15 protein-coding genes are annotated in these 14,506 nt (G+C 62.6%); 11 read left to right on the forward strand and 4 right to left on the reverse strand.

The window, feature by feature from the left end; all coding sequences use genetic code 11:
* From rpsR to rpsF, 3 genes are read right to left on the reverse strand one after another with little or no spacing between them, the layout of a single operon-like run.
* A complete protein-coding gene (gene rpsR / locus WH303_RS13475; RefSeq protein WP_021028346.1) occupies nt 1-282 on the reverse strand; it encodes a 30S ribosomal protein S18 in 282 nt (93 codons plus the stop codon).
* 11 nt (nt 283-293) lie between these two features.
* Nucleotides 294-590 (reverse strand): primosomal replication protein N, encoded by a 297-nt coding sequence (gene priB / locus WH303_RS13480; RefSeq protein ID WP_021028345.1) that lies wholly within the window; start codon nt 588-590, stop codon nt 294-296.
* Between the two features lie 11 nt (nt 591-601).
* Nucleotides 602-976 carry a 30S ribosomal protein S6 gene (rpsF, locus tag WH303_RS13485; protein WP_021028344.1) on the reverse strand — a complete coding sequence of 125 codons (375 nt, stop codon included), beginning with the start codon at nt 974-976 and terminating at the stop codon, nt 602-604.
* 254 nt (nt 977-1,230) lie between these two features.
* Between rpsF and grpE the strand changes: the two genes are divergently transcribed.
* The 4 genes from grpE (at nt 1,231) to dnaJ (ending at nt 5,473) form a co-directional block, all read left to right on the forward strand.
* Nucleotides 1,231-1,767 carry a nucleotide exchange factor GrpE gene (gene grpE / locus WH303_RS13490; protein ID WP_133855422.1) on the forward strand — a complete coding sequence of 179 codons (537 nt, stop codon included), beginning with the start codon at nt 1,231-1,233 and terminating at the stop codon, nt 1,765-1,767.
* A gap of 108 nt (nt 1,768-1,875) precedes the next feature.
* Entirely contained in the window at nt 1,876-3,804 is a 1,929-nt protein-coding gene (gene dnaK / locus WH303_RS13495) for a molecular chaperone DnaK (protein ID WP_339519102.1), read from the forward strand.
* Between the two features lie 172 nt (nt 3,805-3,976).
* Nucleotides 3,977-4,318 (forward strand): DUF7709 family protein, encoded by a 342-nt coding sequence (locus tag WH303_RS13500; protein WP_021028341.1) that lies wholly within the window; start codon nt 3,977-3,979, stop codon nt 4,316-4,318.
* 24 nt (nt 4,319-4,342) lie between these two features.
* Nucleotides 4,343-5,473: a molecular chaperone DnaJ gene (gene dnaJ, locus WH303_RS13505; RefSeq protein ID WP_021028340.1), complete on the forward strand. Its 1,131-nt coding sequence runs from the start codon at nt 4,343-4,345 to the stop codon at nt 5,471-5,473.
* A gap of 88 nt (nt 5,474-5,561) precedes the next feature.
* Here dnaJ and WH303_RS13510 read toward each other — a convergent pair whose 3' ends face one another.
* A complete protein-coding gene (locus tag WH303_RS13510; protein ID WP_339519104.1) occupies nt 5,562-6,551 on the reverse strand; it encodes a DUF4349 domain-containing protein in 990 nt (329 codons plus the stop codon).
* A gap of 244 nt (nt 6,552-6,795) precedes the next feature.
* On the opposite strand from WH303_RS13510, the gene WH303_RS13515 reads away from it, so the two are divergent.
* The 7 genes from WH303_RS13515 (at nt 6,796) to WH303_RS13545 (ending at nt 14,464) form a co-directional block, all read left to right on the forward strand.
* The gene (locus tag WH303_RS13515) at nt 6,796-7,794 is read left to right on the forward strand and encodes a LysR family transcriptional regulator (protein ID WP_133855417.1); all 999 of its coding nucleotides are present in this window, start codon (nt 6,796-6,798) and stop codon (nt 7,792-7,794) included.
* A 50-nt stretch (nt 7,795-7,844) separates the two neighbouring features.
* Complete coding sequence (leuC, locus tag WH303_RS13520; RefSeq protein WP_133855416.1) at nt 7,845-9,269, forward strand: 3-isopropylmalate dehydratase large subunit; 1,425 nt, start codon at nt 7,845-7,847, stop codon at nt 9,267-9,269.
* A 16-nt stretch (nt 9,270-9,285) separates the two neighbouring features.
* Complete coding sequence (locus WH303_RS13525; RefSeq protein ID WP_133855415.1) at nt 9,286-9,411, forward strand: entericidin A/B family lipoprotein; 126 nt, start codon at nt 9,286-9,288, stop codon at nt 9,409-9,411.
* Nucleotides 9,412-9,472: 61 nt separating this feature from the next.
* Nucleotides 9,473-10,135 carry a 3-isopropylmalate dehydratase small subunit gene (leuD, locus tag WH303_RS13530; protein WP_133855414.1) on the forward strand — a complete coding sequence of 221 codons (663 nt, stop codon included), beginning with the start codon at nt 9,473-9,475 and terminating at the stop codon, nt 10,133-10,135.
* Between the two features lie 79 nt (nt 10,136-10,214).
* Complete coding sequence (leuB, locus tag WH303_RS13535) at nt 10,215-11,282, forward strand: 3-isopropylmalate dehydrogenase (protein WP_339519107.1); 1,068 nt, start codon at nt 10,215-10,217, stop codon at nt 11,280-11,282.
* Between the two features lie 492 nt (nt 11,283-11,774).
* A complete protein-coding gene (gene asd, locus WH303_RS13540; protein WP_339519109.1) occupies nt 11,775-12,887 on the forward strand; it encodes an aspartate-semialdehyde dehydrogenase in 1,113 nt (370 codons plus the stop codon).
* Nucleotides 12,888-13,258: 371 nt separating this feature from the next.
* Nucleotides 13,259-14,464 (forward strand): type IV pilus assembly protein FimV, encoded by a 1,206-nt coding sequence (locus WH303_RS13545; RefSeq protein WP_445228286.1) that lies wholly within the window; start codon nt 13,259-13,261, stop codon nt 14,462-14,464.
* Nucleotides 14,465-14,506 lie beyond the last annotated feature (42 nt).

Genomic DNA, 14,506 nt, shown 5'->3' on the forward strand with positions numbered 1-14,506 from the left:
TTAGATCTTGTGTTGGTCAGAGTAAGGAACCATGGCCAGGAAGCGAGCGCGCTTGATGGCAGTGTTCAGCTGACGTTGGTAGATGGCGCGGGTGCCGGTCAGACGTGCGGGAATGATCTTGCCGTTTTCAGCAACGAAATCACGCAGGGTGTCGACATCCTTGTAGTCGATTTCTTCGACGCCAGCCACGGTGAAGCGGCAGAAACGCTTGCGCTTGAACAGCAGCGACTGGGTGTTGCGCTTTGGGCGCTTGTCTTTGTTGAATTTCTTGAACGTGGCCATTTTCGGACCTCTCAATAAGTATCTTGTTGAATATCCTGGATGTGCAGAACCAGCGATTTGCTGTTGCGCGGTGTGGCCAAAAAGCCCTGGAATGTCCAGGTGCTCCCTACAGCCTGCCGAGCGATTCGCTCTGCCAGTGCACCAAAGGCAATCGCCTTGAGCACGGCATTGACTTGTCGGGGTTGCGCTGCTTCGGTCTGGGTGGAGCGGTGCTCCAGCACAATATCTACAGCAGGTAGCCCAGCCGGCGTGTATCGCAAAATCTTGATTTCAGCGATGACGGCGGTGACAAGTACGCGGTTCTCCACCTCCTGTGTGATTAACGCTCTGCAGCGGCGTGCTCAGCCTGGTTGGCCTTGCGCGCTTCTTCGCGTTCCACGGTCTTCATCATGGCCGAAGGAGCGGTGTCAGCCTTCTTCTTCTGCACAGTCAGTTGGCGCAGCACAGCGTCGTTGAACTTGAACGCGTGTTCCAGTTCAGCCATCACAGCCTGGTCGGCTTCGATATTCAGGCACAGATAGTGGGCCTTGGCCAGCTTGTTGATCATGTAGGCCAGTTGACGGCGGCCCCAGTCTTCAACGCGGTGGATCTTACCGCCGCCGGCGGTAATCATGCCTTTGTAACGCTCCAGCATGGCTGGAACTTGTTCGCTCTGATCGGGGTGGATCAGCAGCACGATCTCATAGTGACGCATGCAAACTCCTTGTGGATTGCGCCACCCGCTAGTGCACTTGATTGCAAATACAGCGCGGTGTGGCAAGGGAAACCGAAGATTATACAAACCAATTCAAAAACCGTCAAACATGGTTTATAAACACGGGCCGCTGCGGACACCACGGGGGGCAGCTTGCCCAGACGGAAAAGCCAAATTAGCCCCTTGAAAAGCAAGGAAATGCCCCCAGGTGCGGCCACAAGAGTCCTTTTTGTTAACGAAATACGAACAGCACCATGTCAGACAACCTCCACCCCGAAGGCCAAAACCCCATGTCCGCCGAAGAGCTGGAAGCCGCTGCCGCTGCCAACCAGTCGCAACTGGAAGCAGAGCTGGCGGAGTTGAAGGCCAAGAACGCCGAGCTGGCCGACCAGTACCTGCGCGCCAAGGCAGAAGTTGAAAACGCCCGCCGCCGCGCCGATGATGAAGTGGCCAAGGCCCGCAAGTTCGGCGTCGAGAGCTTTGCCGAGAGCCTGCTGCCGGTGATCGACAGCCTGGACGCCGCGCTGGCGATCCAGAACGCCAGCCCCGAGCAACTGCGCGAAGGCTCGGACGCCACCCTGCGCCAGCTCGTCTCCGCACTGGAGCGCAACAAGGTGATCGCGATCAACCCGGCTGCCGGCGACAAGTTCGACCCCCACCACCACCAGGCGATCTCCGCCGTGCCTGCCGCGCAAGACCCCAACACCGTGGTGGCCGTGCTGCAAAAGGGTTATGCCATTGCCGAGCGCGTACTGCGCCCTGCACTGGTGACCGTTGCTGCACCCAAGTAAACGTACCTCCCGGCTTTTTTGCATTGCGCACTTGAACAACCGCTAAAAAGCCACAGATAACAGTCAATCAGGGCGCTGAGCCGCCCCAACAAATACAGGAGTAGAGAAATGGGAAAGATTATCGGTATTGATTTGGGCACGACCAACAGCTGCGTGGCCGTGATGGAAGGCAACACCACCCGCGTGATCGAAAACAGCGAAGGTGCACGCACCACGCCATCGATCGTTGCATACCAGGAAGACGGCGAAATCCTGGTGGGCGCTTCTGCCAAGCGCCAGGCTGTCACCAACCCCCGCAACACGATCTACGCTGCCAAGCGCCTGATCGGCCGCAAGTTCGACGAGAAGGAAGTGCAAAAGGACATCGACCTGATGCCTTTCCAGATCGTCAAGGCCGACAACGGCGACGCCTGGGTGCAAGTGCGTGACCAGAAGCTGGCCCCACCACAGATCTCCGCAGAAGTGCTGCGCAAGATGAAGAAGACCGCCGAGGACTTCCTGGGCGAGCCCGTGACCGAAGCGGTGATCACCGTGCCTGCGTACTTCAACGACGCGCAGCGCCAGGCCACCAAGGACGCTGGCCGTATCGCCGGCCTGGAAGTCAAGCGCATCATCAACGAACCGACCGCTGCAGCCCTGGCCTTTGGCCTGGACAAGGGCGGCAAGGGTGACCGCAAGATCGCCGTGTATGACCTGGGCGGCGGTACCTTTGACGTGTCCATCATCGAAATTGCCGATGTGGACGGCGAAAAGCAGTTCGAAGTGCTGTCGACCAATGGCGACACCTTCCTGGGCGGTGAAGACTTCGACCAACGCGTGATCGAATACATCATCACCGAGTTCAAGAAGGAACAAGGCGTGGACCTGTCCAAGGACGTGCTGGCACTGCAACGTCTGAAGGAAGCGGCTGAAAAGGCCAAGATCGAGCTGTCCAGCTCGGCTGCGACCGACATCAACCTGCCCTACATCACCGCTGACGCTTCGGGCCCCAAGCACCTGAACATCAAGCTCACCCGCGCCAAGCTCGAAAGCCTGGTGGACGAGCTGATCGAGCGCACCATCGCCCCTTGCCGCACCGCGATCAAGGACGCTGGCATCGCTGTGTCCGACATCGACGACGTGATCCTGGTGGGCGGCATGAGCCGTATGCCCAAGGTGCAGGAGAAGGTCAAGGAATTCTTCGGCAAGGACCCACGCAAGGACGTGAACCCTGACGAAGCCGTGGCCGTGGGCGCTGCCGTGCAAGGCCAGGTGCTGGGCGGTGACCGCTCCGACGTGCTGCTGCTGGACGTGACGCCTCTGTCCCTGGGTATCGAAACCCTGGGCGGCGTGATGACCAAGATGATCACGAAGAACACCACGATCCCGACCAAGTTCGCGCAGACCTACTCGACCGCCGAGGACAACCAGCCTGCCGTGACCATCAAGGTGTTCCAGGGTGAGCGTGAAATCGCCAGCGCCAACAAGCTGCTGGGCGAGTTCAACCTGGAAGGCATTCCAGCCGCACCCCGTGGCACGCCACAGATCGAGGTGGCCTTCGACATCGATGCCAACGGTATCTTGAACGTCTCTGCCAAGGACAAGGGCACCGGCAAGGAAAACAAGATCACCATCAAGGCCAGCTCCGGTCTGTCCGAGGACGAGATCCAGAAGATGGTCAAGGACGCCGAGCTGAACGCCGCCGACGACAAGAAGAAGCTCGAGCTGGTGCAGGCCCGCAACCAAGGCGAAGCCGCTGTCCACAGCGTCAAGAAGAGCCTGGGCGAGCATGGCGACAAGCTCGATGCCGCTGAGAAGTCGGCCATCGACAGCGCGGTTCAAGAGCTCGAAGAAGCACTGAAGACCGAGGACAAGGACGCGATCGAAGCCAAGACCACGGCCTTGATGACCGCCAGCCAGAAGCTGGGCGAGAAGGTGTATGCCGACGCCCAGGCTGCACAGGCCGGAGCCGCCGGTGCAGCAGCGGGCGCGGCCGGCGCTGCGGCAGCCGATGACAATGTCGTCGATGCCGAAGTCAAGGAAGTCAAGAAGGACTAATCGCCTTCCGACAGGCTTGGAGCCGACGCTACCCAGCACCCATGCCGGAGTTCGCATTGCCGCACTCCGGCATGGCTTTTCTACAGAATCGCTCTTTCTTCTGTAGCACGTAGCTCCGGTCAGTGGGCTGCAGGCCCTGTCTCCCTTTCACGCAAGCATCCAAAGGCACACGATGACATCTACTACAGCACCTGCGAGCGACGCACTGCATGTTGCAGAGCTCAGCCGTGTCAACCAGAAGATCACCGATGGCGCGGCAGAGTTGCCCGCCGTCACGCTCAAAGACGGCAGCCGGGTGCAGACCGGCACCGTGGCCACCATGCTCTACAACATCGCGCTCTACAATGCCGGCGAGCGCGGCGCTGTTGAACAAGAGCTGAAGATGGCGATTCCCACCTTGTTCAAGGTGGGCTTGTTTGAGCTATTTCCACCGCAGCAATGGATTGACGGCGACAATCCCGGCCGCAGCTTTGTGGGCACCCATGCCCGGGCGTACCTGAACGCCGCTGGTTAAACCCCCACAGAATTCAAGAACACCATGTCCAAACGCGATTACTACGAAGTCCTTGGCCTGAGCAAATCCGCCACGGAAGTCGAAATCAAGACGGCCTACCGCAAGATGGCCATGAAGTACCACCCCGACCGCAACCAGGGCGACAAGGCCAAGGAAGCGGAAGAGAAGTTCAAGGAGTGCAAAGAAGCCTACGAAATGCTCTCCGACAGCCAAAAGCGTGGCGCCTACGACCAGTACGGCCACGCCGGGGTCGATCCCAATATGCGCTCGGGCATGGGCGGCGAGGGCTTTGGTGGTTTTGCCGAATCGTTTGGCGACATCTTTGGCGAGATGTTTGGCGGTGGCCGTCGCGGCGGCGGTGGCCCCCAGGTCTACCGGGGCAACGACCTGTCCTACGCGATGGACATCAGCCTCGAAGAGGCAGCAGCGGGCAAGAACGCCCAGATCAAGATTCCGTCCTGGGACGAGTGCGACACCTGCCACGGCAGCGGCGCCAAGCCCGGCACCCAGGTCAAGACCTGCAGCACCTGCCACGGTAGCGGTCAGGTGCAGATGCGCCAGGGCTTTTTCGCGGTGCAGCAAACCTGCCCGCACTGCCGCGGCACCGGCAAGATCATCCCCGAGCCCTGCACCAGCTGCCACGGCCAGGGCCGCACCAAGTCGCAAAAGACCTTGGAAGTGAGCATCCCCGCCGGTATCGACGATGGCATGCGCATCCGCTCCACGGGCGACGGCGAACCCGGCCAGAATGGCGGCCCGCCCGGCGATCTGTATATCGAGATCCGCGTGCGCAAACACGAGGTGTTCGAGCGTGATGGCGATGACCTGCACTGCGAGGTGCCCGTCAGCATGGTCACCGCAGCACTGGGCGGCGAAATCGAAGTGCCGACCTTGAGTGGCAAGGCCGCGATCGACATCCCCGAAGGCACCCAGACCGGCAAGCAGTTCCGCCTGCGCGGCAAGGGCATCAAGGGCGTGCGCGCCAGCTACCCGGGCGACTTGTATGTGCACATCGTCGTCGAGACGCCCGTCAAGCTCACCGAGCACCAGCGCAAGCTGCTCAAGGAGCTCGATGAATCGCTGAAAAAGGGCGGCGCCAAGCACACGCCCAACAACCAGTCCTGGGCCGACCGCCTGAAGAACCTGTTCACCTGATAGAAAGAAACGCCGCATCCAGCCGATGCAGCGTCTCCTCTGCCAAGCACCAGCCTCGCTGGTGCTTTTTTCATGGCCGCAGCGCCTCTCAGCTCTGGTTGTCTGCCTGGTGTGCTACTTGCGCCCGGGCCGCGCTGCGGCGCATCCAGCGCTTGATGGCAAAGCGCAGCGGCAGCAGCACCACCAGGGCCAGCGCCAGCAACCAGGGCAGCGATTGCGCGGCGGTCAGAATGAGCGACTGCACGCTGCGGGTCAGGCCATCCCAGCTGCGCTGCCAGGTTTGCTGCCAGGGGCTGTAGGTGCCGCTGACGATGGCGCGCGTGGGCTGGAAACGCATCTGCACAAACTGCTTGGCGGTATCGCGCTGCAGCAGCGCGCGGTGGGTGTTGGCCGCATCGATCTCGGCCTGCACCTGGGAGAGCGTGTCGCGGATGGCCATCAGGTCCTGCAAAGTGCGTTTGACATTCTTCTCCAGCATCAGCGCACGCAGGCTGTCTCGGTATTCGGTACGGTTCTTGATCTGCGCCTCTACATCCACGACCTCATAGGTCTTGTCCTCGGTGGTGGTCTGGTGGTTAAGCACCCTGGCGCCAGCGCCCAGCGACGAGGTCAGTTCAGCAAAATCCTGGGGGCTGACCCGCATCGCCAGCATGGCCTCGGCGGCCGACTGCGGGGTTTCGCGCCGCAGCTGTGAGCCTTCGACATAGCAGTCCAGCCGCTCGCAGCGCGCTTTGACCTCTTCCCACAGCGCCGCCAGCTCGGCCGCAGGCGTCTCCACCTGGATGCGGTGGCTGATCGCCAAAAAGCGCTCGCTGGGCGCAGCCGCACCGCCCTGCCCCATAGCCATATCGGCGGCGGGCGCCATCTCCTTGGTCGCCATCTTGGCCATGGAGCGCGCCGCCATCGGCGCTACCGGCGCGGGCGCAGCAGGGGTGGCCATCTGCGCTTCAGCGGGCGGCGCGCTCTGCCCGGCATCTGGCGAGCAGCCAGCCAGCAAGGCGGCCACCGCGATGGCAACGGCTGCCAGGCCACCAGGACGCGCGCTGAACAGGCCAAAGGAAGGGGAGCGAGAAGACATGGGTGATTCCGTTTCTAGAGCATCGCTGCTTGCGATGTCTGCACAATCGCTGTGAGCCCAGCGAATGGGGTCAACGCTTTACAAAAACGAACACATTCAGCGCCGACGGGCGAACCCTCCTTGCCCGAGCGCCCCGCTACGTTTTCATGCAAATGACACATCAGCCATCGTCATCCGCGATACCAGACACGCTATTTATAGATAAAATAGCTGCTGATTTCTAAAAATACGATACCTCCCCGCCATGAAAAGCTCAGAGCGCAGTTTTGCGCGCCGCATCGACCTGACCTCGCTCCAGCTGTTTGTGGCAGTGTGCGAGCTGGGCAGCATTGGCCGCGCGGCAGAGCGGGAGTTCATCGCGGCCTCGGCCGTCAGCAAGCGCCTGTCGGACCTGGAAACAGCCGTCGACACCCAGTTGCTGTACCGCCACAGCCGGGGCGTCACTTTGACGCCGGCAGGCGAGAGCCTGCTGCACCATGCCCGCAATGTGCTGTTCGGGCTGGAGCGCATGCAGGGCGAGCTCAGCGAATACGCCGATGGCGTGCGCGGCCATGTGCGCATCCATGCCAATATTTCGGCGATCGTGCAGTTTCTGCCCGAGGACCTGGGCAGCTTTGCCCGCGCGCACAGCCAGATCAAGATCGACCTGCAGGAGCACCTCAGTGCGCAGGTGATCCAGGCCGTGCACGAAGGCACGGCCGACCTGGGCATCTGCAACCCCGATGCCGTTGCCAACACCGCCGAGCTCGATCTGCAGTCGCGCCCCTACCGCAGCGACCACCTGATGCTCGTAGTGCCGCTGGACCATGCACTGGCCCAGCGCAACACGATCAGCTTTGAAGAAGCACTGGAATGGGACATCGTCGGCCTGCAATCGGGCAGCAGCATCAGCCAGGCCATGCGCACCGCATCGGCCCAGCTGCGCCGGCCGCTGCGCCAGCGCATCCAGGTCACCAGCCTCGATGCCATGTGCCGCATGATCGACAACGGCCTGGGCATTGGCCTGCTGCCGGACCGCGCCTTTGCGCTGATGCATGGCGTGGGCAACCTGCGCGGCATCCGCCTGGCCGACGCCTGGGCGCACCGCGAGCTGCGCCTGATGGCCCGCGATTTTGAGGCACTGCCGGTGACCGCCCGCCTGCTGGTCGAGCACCTGAGCCCCCGGCCTGCCGACGAGGCCCAGGCCGCAGACCAGCAAGACGCCGACCTGGCCGCGCACCTGCAGACCTTTGCCCATCTCTGATATTTCGTATTTAGCCCCTTGATGAGACCCTTGACCCAAAGAGAACCACGATGACCGGACGCACCCTCTACGACAAGATTTTTGACGAGCACACCATCCACACCGAAGAGGATGGCACCGCCGTGCTGTATATCGACCGCCATCTGGTGCACGAAGTCACCAGCCCCCAGGCGTTCGAAGGTCTGCGCATGGCGGGCCGCAAGCTCTGGCGCGTCAGCTCCGTGGTCGCCACCGCCGACCACAACACCCCCACCACCGGCTGGGAGCGCGGCTACGACGGTATCGAGGACCCGATCAGCAAGGAACAGATCGTCACCCTGAACGACAACATCGGCGAGTTCGGCGCTGCTGCCTTCTTCCCCTTCATGGACAAGGGCCAGGGCATCGTCCACGTGATGGGCCCCGAGCAAGGCGCCACCCTGCCCGGCATGACCGTGGTCTGCGGCGACAGCCACACCAGCACCCATGGCGCCTTTGGCGCGCTGGCCCATGGCATCGGCACCTCCGAGGTCGAGCACGTGATGGCTACGCAGACCCTGCTGGCCAAGAAGGCCAAGAACATGCTGATCAAGGTGGACGGCAAGGTCGCCCCCGGCGTGACCGCCAAGGACATCGTGCTGGCCATCATCGGCCGCATCGGCACCGCTGGCGGCACCGGCTACACCATTGAGTTCGCCGGCTCCGCCATCCGCGACCTGTCCATCGAAGGCCGCATGACGGTCTGCAACATGGCGATTGAAGCTGGTGCCCGCGCCGGTCTCGTAGCCGTGGACAGCAAGACCATCGACTACGTCAAGGGCCGCCCACTGGCACCTACCGGCGTCGAATGGGACCAGGCCGTCAACTACTGGAAGACCTTGCACTCCGATGTCGATGCCAAGTTCGACACCGTGGTCACCCTGCGCGCCGAAGACATCGTGCCCCAGGTCACCTGGGGCACCAGCCCCGAAATGGTGCTGGGCGTGGATGCAACCGTGCCCGATCCGGACAAGGAAAAGGACCCGAACAAGCGCGGCGCCATCGAGCGTGCGCTGACCTATATGAACCTGGAACCGGGCAAGCCGATCAACGACATCTTCGTCGACAAGGTCTTCATCGGCAGCTGCACCAACAGCCGCATCGAAGACATGCGCGAAGCCGCTGCCGTGGTCAAGAAGCTGGGCCAGAAAGTGGCCAAGAATGTGAAGCTGGCCATGGTGGTGCCCGGCTCGGGTCTGGTCAAGGCCCAGGCCGAGGCCGAAGGCCTGGACCAGATCTTCACCGCCGCCGGTTTTGAGTGGCGCGAGCCCGGTTGCTCGATGTGCCTGGCGATGAACGCCGACCGCCTGGAGCCCGGCGAGCGCTGCGCATCGACCAGCAACCGCAACTTTGAAGGCCGCCAGGGCGCCGGTGGCCGCACCCACCTGGTGAGCCCCGCGATGGCGGCCGCCGCTGCCGTGCACGGCCACTTTGTGGATATCCGCCGTTTTGCATGACCCCAGGAGCTATGCGATGAAAACCCGTTTTGCCTTCATCACCATCGCGCTCGCCGCGCTGCTGTCGGGCTGCAACACCGTCCACGGCATTGGCCAGGATGTGCAGGGAGCGGGCAACGCCATCTCTCGCGCAGCACGCTAAACCATCACATCTACCGCTGCCCGCGCTCATCCAATGACGGCGGGCAGACCAAAGGCTTGAAATGCAGAAATTCACCATCCACACCGGCCTCGTGGCGCCCATGGACCGCGAGAACGTCGACACCGACGCCATCATCCCCAAGCAGTTCCTCAAGTCGATCAAGAAGACCGGCTTTGGCGTCAACGCCTTCGACGAATGGCGCTACCTGGACCAGCCCGGCCAACCTGGCGTGCCCGAGTCCGCCCGCAAGCCCAACCCGGACTTTGTGCTGAACCAGCAGCGCTTCCAGGGTGCCAGCATCCTGATCGCCCGCAAGAACTTTGGCTGCGGCTCCAGCCGCGAGCACGCACCCTGGGCGCTGGACCAGTTCGGCTTCCGTGCCATCCTGGCACCCAGCTTTGCCGACATCTTCTTCAACAACTGCTTCAAGAACGGCCTGCTGCCTATCGTGCTGCCCGAGGCCACGATCGACATGCTGTTCAACGAAGTCGCGGTCAACCCCGGCTACAGCCTGACCATCGACCTGGACCAGCAGGTCATCCTGCGTCCCGGCGGCGAAAGCATCCCCTTCGATGTGATCGCCTTCCGCAAGTACTGCCTGCTCAACGGCTTTGACGACATTGGCCTGACCCTGCGCCACAAGGACAAGATCCAGGCCTATGAAGCCAACCGCCTGGCCACCAAGCCCTGGCTGGCACACAGCCTGGTGCAAGCCAAGGCCTGAGCGCCACGAAAACCGGTTCACCGCCATCCCTGCTGCGCCCCACCGGGCGCGGCCCTGCCATCCTGACTGAGAAAAAACCATGAAAATCGCTGTATTGCCCGGAGACGGCATTGGTCCAGAAATCGTTGCAGAAGCCGTGAAGGTGCTCGACGCCCTGAAGCTGGACCTGCACCTGCAAAGCGCACCCGTCGGTGGCGCCGCCTATGAGGCCTCCGGCCACCCGCTGCCACCCGCCACGCTGGAGCTGGCCAAGGCATCGGACGCCATCCTGTTTGGCGCCGTGGGCGACTGGAAGTACGACACGCTGGAACGCGCACTGCGCCCCGAGCAGGCAATTCTGGGCCTGCGCAAGGCACTGGGCCTGTTTGCCAACTTCCGCCCCGCGATCTGCTACAAGGAACTGACCCACGCCTCCAGCCTGAAGCCTGAGCTGGTGTCCGGCCTCGACATCCTGATCATCCGCGAGCTGACCGGCGACATCTACTTCGGCCAGCCACGCGGTCGCCGCAGCGCACCGGACGGCCACTTCCCCGGCGCCGAAGAAGCCTTCGACACGATGCGCTACACCCGCCCCGAGATCGAGCGCATCGGCCATGTGGCCTTCCAGGCCGCGCAAAAGCGCAGCAAGCGCGTGACCAGCGTGGACAAGGCCAATGTGCTGGAAACCTTCCAGCTCTGGAAGGATGTGATGACCGAAGTGGGCAAGCAGTACCCCGATGTGCAGCTGGACCACATGTATGTGGACAACGCGGCGATGCAGCTGGTCAAGGAACCCAAGCGTTTCGACGTGGTCGTCACCGGCAATATGTTCGGCGACATCCTGAGCGACGAAGCCTCGATGCTGACCGGCTCGATCGGCATGCTGCCCTCGGCGAGCCTGAACGACAAGAAGCAAGGCCTGTACGAACCCAGCCACGGCTCGGCCCCGGACATCGCCGGCAAGGGCGTCGCCAACCCGCTGGCCACCATCCTGTCGACCGCGATGATGCTGCGCTTCAGCCTGGGCCAGGAAGCCGCTGCCCAGAAGATCGAAGCCGCTGTGCAAAAGGTGCTGGCCCAGGGCCTGCGCACGCCGGATATCTACAGCGAAGGCACGACCAAGGTCGGCACCCAGCAAATGGGCGATGCCGTGGTGGCCGCGCTGTAAGCAGCCGTCTTCACAATGCCTTTCCAAGAGCGACCTGCGGGTCGCTTTTTTGCGCCTGCAGAACCATGAAGCGCTGGTACTGCTACTTGCAACCGCCGCGTTTCAACACCAAAACGACGACAGAAGCACGGCACGCTTTCGACTTTAGTCATTTCGACGAATTAAAAAACCATAAATGGTCGAAAAATAGTTTTTAACGTCATATATGCATGCGCTTCGATGCGCCAGCACTCGAAACTTATAAAATTTCTTGCACAGGTTTTAAAATTTGGCGCTAGAATAGCTTCCTATGTCTGCGCACTGCCCTATTTCTTGGCTGAACACCACCACCCCCATTGAGGCGGGTATGGCTGCGCGCGCATACACATTCACAACCACCACGAAGATTACCGGCTGATCCAGCCTGGTTCGTCGTGCGCCTCCAACTGGCCGACGAGCCAGGCCCTCAGCCCCCGTGGCATTTCCTTTCGTTTAGGTAGACAAGGGCGTTTTATGAGCAAGCAATTGGTAGGTTTGGTGGGCTGGCGCGGCATGGTCGGCTCGGTGTTGATGGACCGCATGCAGGCCGAGGGTGACTTCGCGCTGATCGAGCCGGTGTTTTTCTCGACCTCCAACGCCGGTGGCAAGGCCCCGGCGATGGCCACCGTGCACACCCAGCTCAAGGATGCCAATGACATCGCCGAGCTGTCTAAGTGCGACATCATCATCACCTGCCAGGGCGGCGACTACACCAAGGAAGTCTTCCCCAAGATCCGCGCTGCCGGCTGGAACGGCCACTGGATCGATGCCGCCTCGTCGCTGCGCATGCAAGACGATGCCGTCATCGTGCTGGACCCTGTCAATGACGCACTGATCCAGCGCAAGCTGGCCGCTGGCGGCAAGAACTGGATCGGCGGCAACTGCACCAACTCCATCTTGCTGATGGGCCTGTCGGGCCTGTTCAACGCCGGTCTGGTCGAATGGGTCTCGTCGATGACCTACCAGGCCGCGTCCGGCGGTGGCGCCAACCATATGCGCGAACTGCTCAAGGGCATGGGCGTGGTGCACGCTGCCGTGGCCGATGAGCTGGCCACGCCCGCCTCCGCCATTTTGGAGATCGACCGCAAGGTCGCCCAGACCATCCGCAGCGATGTGCCCACCGAGTTCTTTGGCGCGCCTTTGGCCGGCGGCCTGATCCCCTGGATCGATGCCCAGCTGGACAATGGCCAGTCCAAGGAAGAGTGGAAGGGCCAGGCCGAGGTCAACAAGATCCTGGGCACCGATGCCACCATCCCCGTCGACGGCCTGTGCGTGCGCATTGGCGCGATGCGCTGCCACAGCCTGGCGCTGACCCTGAAGCTCAACAAGGACCTGCCGCTGGCCGAGATCGAAGCGCTGATCAAGGGTGGCAATGACTGGGTCAAGTGGGTGCCCAACGAGCGCGCCGTGACCGTCAAGGAACTGACCCCCGCTGCGGTGACCGGTGGTCTGGAAGTGGCCGTGGGCCGTGTGCGCAAGCTGAACATGGGCCCCGAGTACGTCTCGGCCTTCGTGATCGGCGACCAGCTGCTCTGGGGCGCTGCCGAGCCGCTGCGCCGCATGCTGCGCATCCTGCTGGCGGCCTGATGCCGGCCGTTGCATAAGCGGCCCAACCACCCCACCTTCCGGGCCTGCCCCCAGCAGCCGGAAGGTGTTTTTCTTGCTGCTTTTGCTAACGATTCAAGCCTGGGTCTGCCCGGCAGCCCCCCTCTGAAAAGTTGCTCTGGAACAACAATCAGACCGACCGGAGTGAGCCCAAGCACCCTATCAAATGAGATGCCCATTCCTTAACTTGTCACTCCAACACATTACTGTTAAGGTTCTTTTTACTGATAATTACCGATTTCGCGTCTTAGGGGGAGGGCTTTCTCATGGGTACAAAAACAACCCCGCACGCTTCTACTATTCAATCAAATAGCACTATGCATCGCTGGAAAATCACTGCGCTTGCCGCCGCCATGGCAGCCTTTGGCCTGTACACAGGGGAAGCATCAGCGCTCGCGCTGGGCAAGATCAATGTGAAATCCGCGCTGGGCGAGCCCCTGCGCGCGGAAATCGAAGTTCCGCAGATCACCGACGCCGAGGCCGACACCTTGCAGGTCAAGACGGCCTCGTCGGCGGTCTTCCGCACCCAGGGCATGGACTACTCGGGCACGGTCAGTGGCGTGCGCGCCCAGCTGCAGCGCCGCGCCAATGGCACGGCGGTGATCGTGCTGACCACGCAGCGTCCGGTCAATGATCCCTTTGTCGACTATGTGATCGACGCCAACTGGAATTCCGGCCAGGTCGTGCGCAGCTACACCATGCTGTTCGACCCGCCCAACCTGCGCAAGCCCGAACCCGCCGTCACGGTGGCGCCGCAGCTGAGCGCAGCCGCCCCTGCCGCGCGCCCACCGGCACCGCCTGTGCGCGTGATCGAGGAGCCCCTGGCTTCGGCCACACCAGCGCCGGCCCCCGCCGCCCGCAGCGCTGCTGCACCGCGCCCAGCACCCGCAGCACGCGCCAATATTCCCGCCACCGCCAGCAACAACAGCGGTGGCGACAGCGTGCGCACCCAACGCGGCGACACGCTGGGCCGCATCGCCGCGCAAAACAAGCCCGCGGATATCTCGCTCGACCAGATGCTCATCGCCGTGGTCCAGAGCAACCCGCACGCCTTTGTTGGTGGCAACGTCAACCGCATGAAGGCAGGTGTCACGCTGACCATGCCGACGGCCGAGCAGGCCCGCGCGGTATCGCCCCGCCAGGCGCGCCAGATGGTGGCCGCACAAAGCCGCGACTTCAACAGCTACCGCAGCCAGCTCGCAGCCAAGGCAGCGCCGGCCCAGGTCGCCACCGACACGCGCGCTGCCAGCGGCAAGGTCGAGGCCTCGGTGGACGACAAGAAGCCCCAGAGCGTGGCACCGGACCAGCTCAAGCTGAGCAAGGAAGCAGCCAAGGGCACGAAGTCGGCCGAAGCCAGCGTCGCCAGCGCCCAGCAGGCCAATGCGGCCCAGGAGCGCAGCTCCGAGCTGAACAAGAACATCGAAGAGCTCAACAAGCTCAAGCAAGCCGCTGCCGGCACCGCAGCCACCACAGCATCGGCCGCAGCCCCCGCAGACGGCAAGCCCGCAGCGACCGCCACCGTAGCGGCCTGGCCGCGCGTGAAAACCTCGACAACCTGATCTTCGTGATCAACTGCAACCTGCAGCGCCTGGACGGCCCGG

Origin of the sequence: Comamonas sp. MYb69, assembly GCF_037479315.1 — a bacterium.
GTDB lineage: Bacteria > Pseudomonadota > Gammaproteobacteria > Burkholderiales > Burkholderiaceae_C > Comamonas.

Excerpts from the sequence above, each read along its gene's own strand:
- rpsR (WP_021028346.1), bottom strand. The coding sequence starts at position 282 with ATGGCCACGTTCAAGAAATTCAACAAAGACAAGCGCCCAAAGCGCAAC.
- grpE (WP_133855422.1), top strand. The coding sequence starts at position 1,231 with ATGTCAGACAACCTCCACCCCGAAGGCCAAAACCCCATGTCCGCCGAA.
- WH303_RS13510 (WP_339519104.1), bottom strand. The coding sequence starts at position 6,551 with ATGTCTTCTCGCTCCCCTTCCTTTGGCCTGTTCAGCGCGCGTCCTGGT.
- asd (WP_339519109.1), top strand. The coding sequence starts at position 11,775 with ATGAGCAAGCAATTGGTAGGTTTGGTGGGCTGGCGCGGCATGGTCGGC.
- WH303_RS13515 (WP_133855417.1), top strand. The coding sequence starts at position 6,796 with ATGAAAAGCTCAGAGCGCAGTTTTGCGCGCCGCATCGACCTGACCTCG.
- dnaJ (WP_021028340.1), top strand. The coding sequence starts at position 4,343 with ATGTCCAAACGCGATTACTACGAAGTCCTTGGCCTGAGCAAATCCGCC.
- dnaK (WP_339519102.1), top strand. The coding sequence starts at position 1,876 with ATGGGAAAGATTATCGGTATTGATTTGGGCACGACCAACAGCTGCGTG.
- WH303_RS13525 (WP_133855415.1), top strand. The coding sequence starts at position 9,286 with ATGAAAACCCGTTTTGCCTTCATCACCATCGCGCTCGCCGCGCTGCTG.
- leuC (WP_133855416.1), top strand. The coding sequence starts at position 7,845 with ATGACCGGACGCACCCTCTACGACAAGATTTTTGACGAGCACACCATC.
- leuD (WP_133855414.1), top strand. The coding sequence starts at position 9,473 with ATGCAGAAATTCACCATCCACACCGGCCTCGTGGCGCCCATGGACCGC.
- rpsF (WP_021028344.1), bottom strand. The coding sequence starts at position 976 with ATGCGTCACTATGAGATCGTGCTGCTGATCCACCCCGATCAGAGCGAA.
- leuB (WP_339519107.1), top strand. The coding sequence starts at position 10,215 with ATGAAAATCGCTGTATTGCCCGGAGACGGCATTGGTCCAGAAATCGTT.
- WH303_RS13500 (WP_021028341.1), top strand. The coding sequence starts at position 3,977 with ATGACATCTACTACAGCACCTGCGAGCGACGCACTGCATGTTGCAGAG.
- WH303_RS13545 (WP_445228286.1), top strand. The coding sequence starts at position 13,259 with ATGGCAGCCTTTGGCCTGTACACAGGGGAAGCATCAGCGCTCGCGCTG.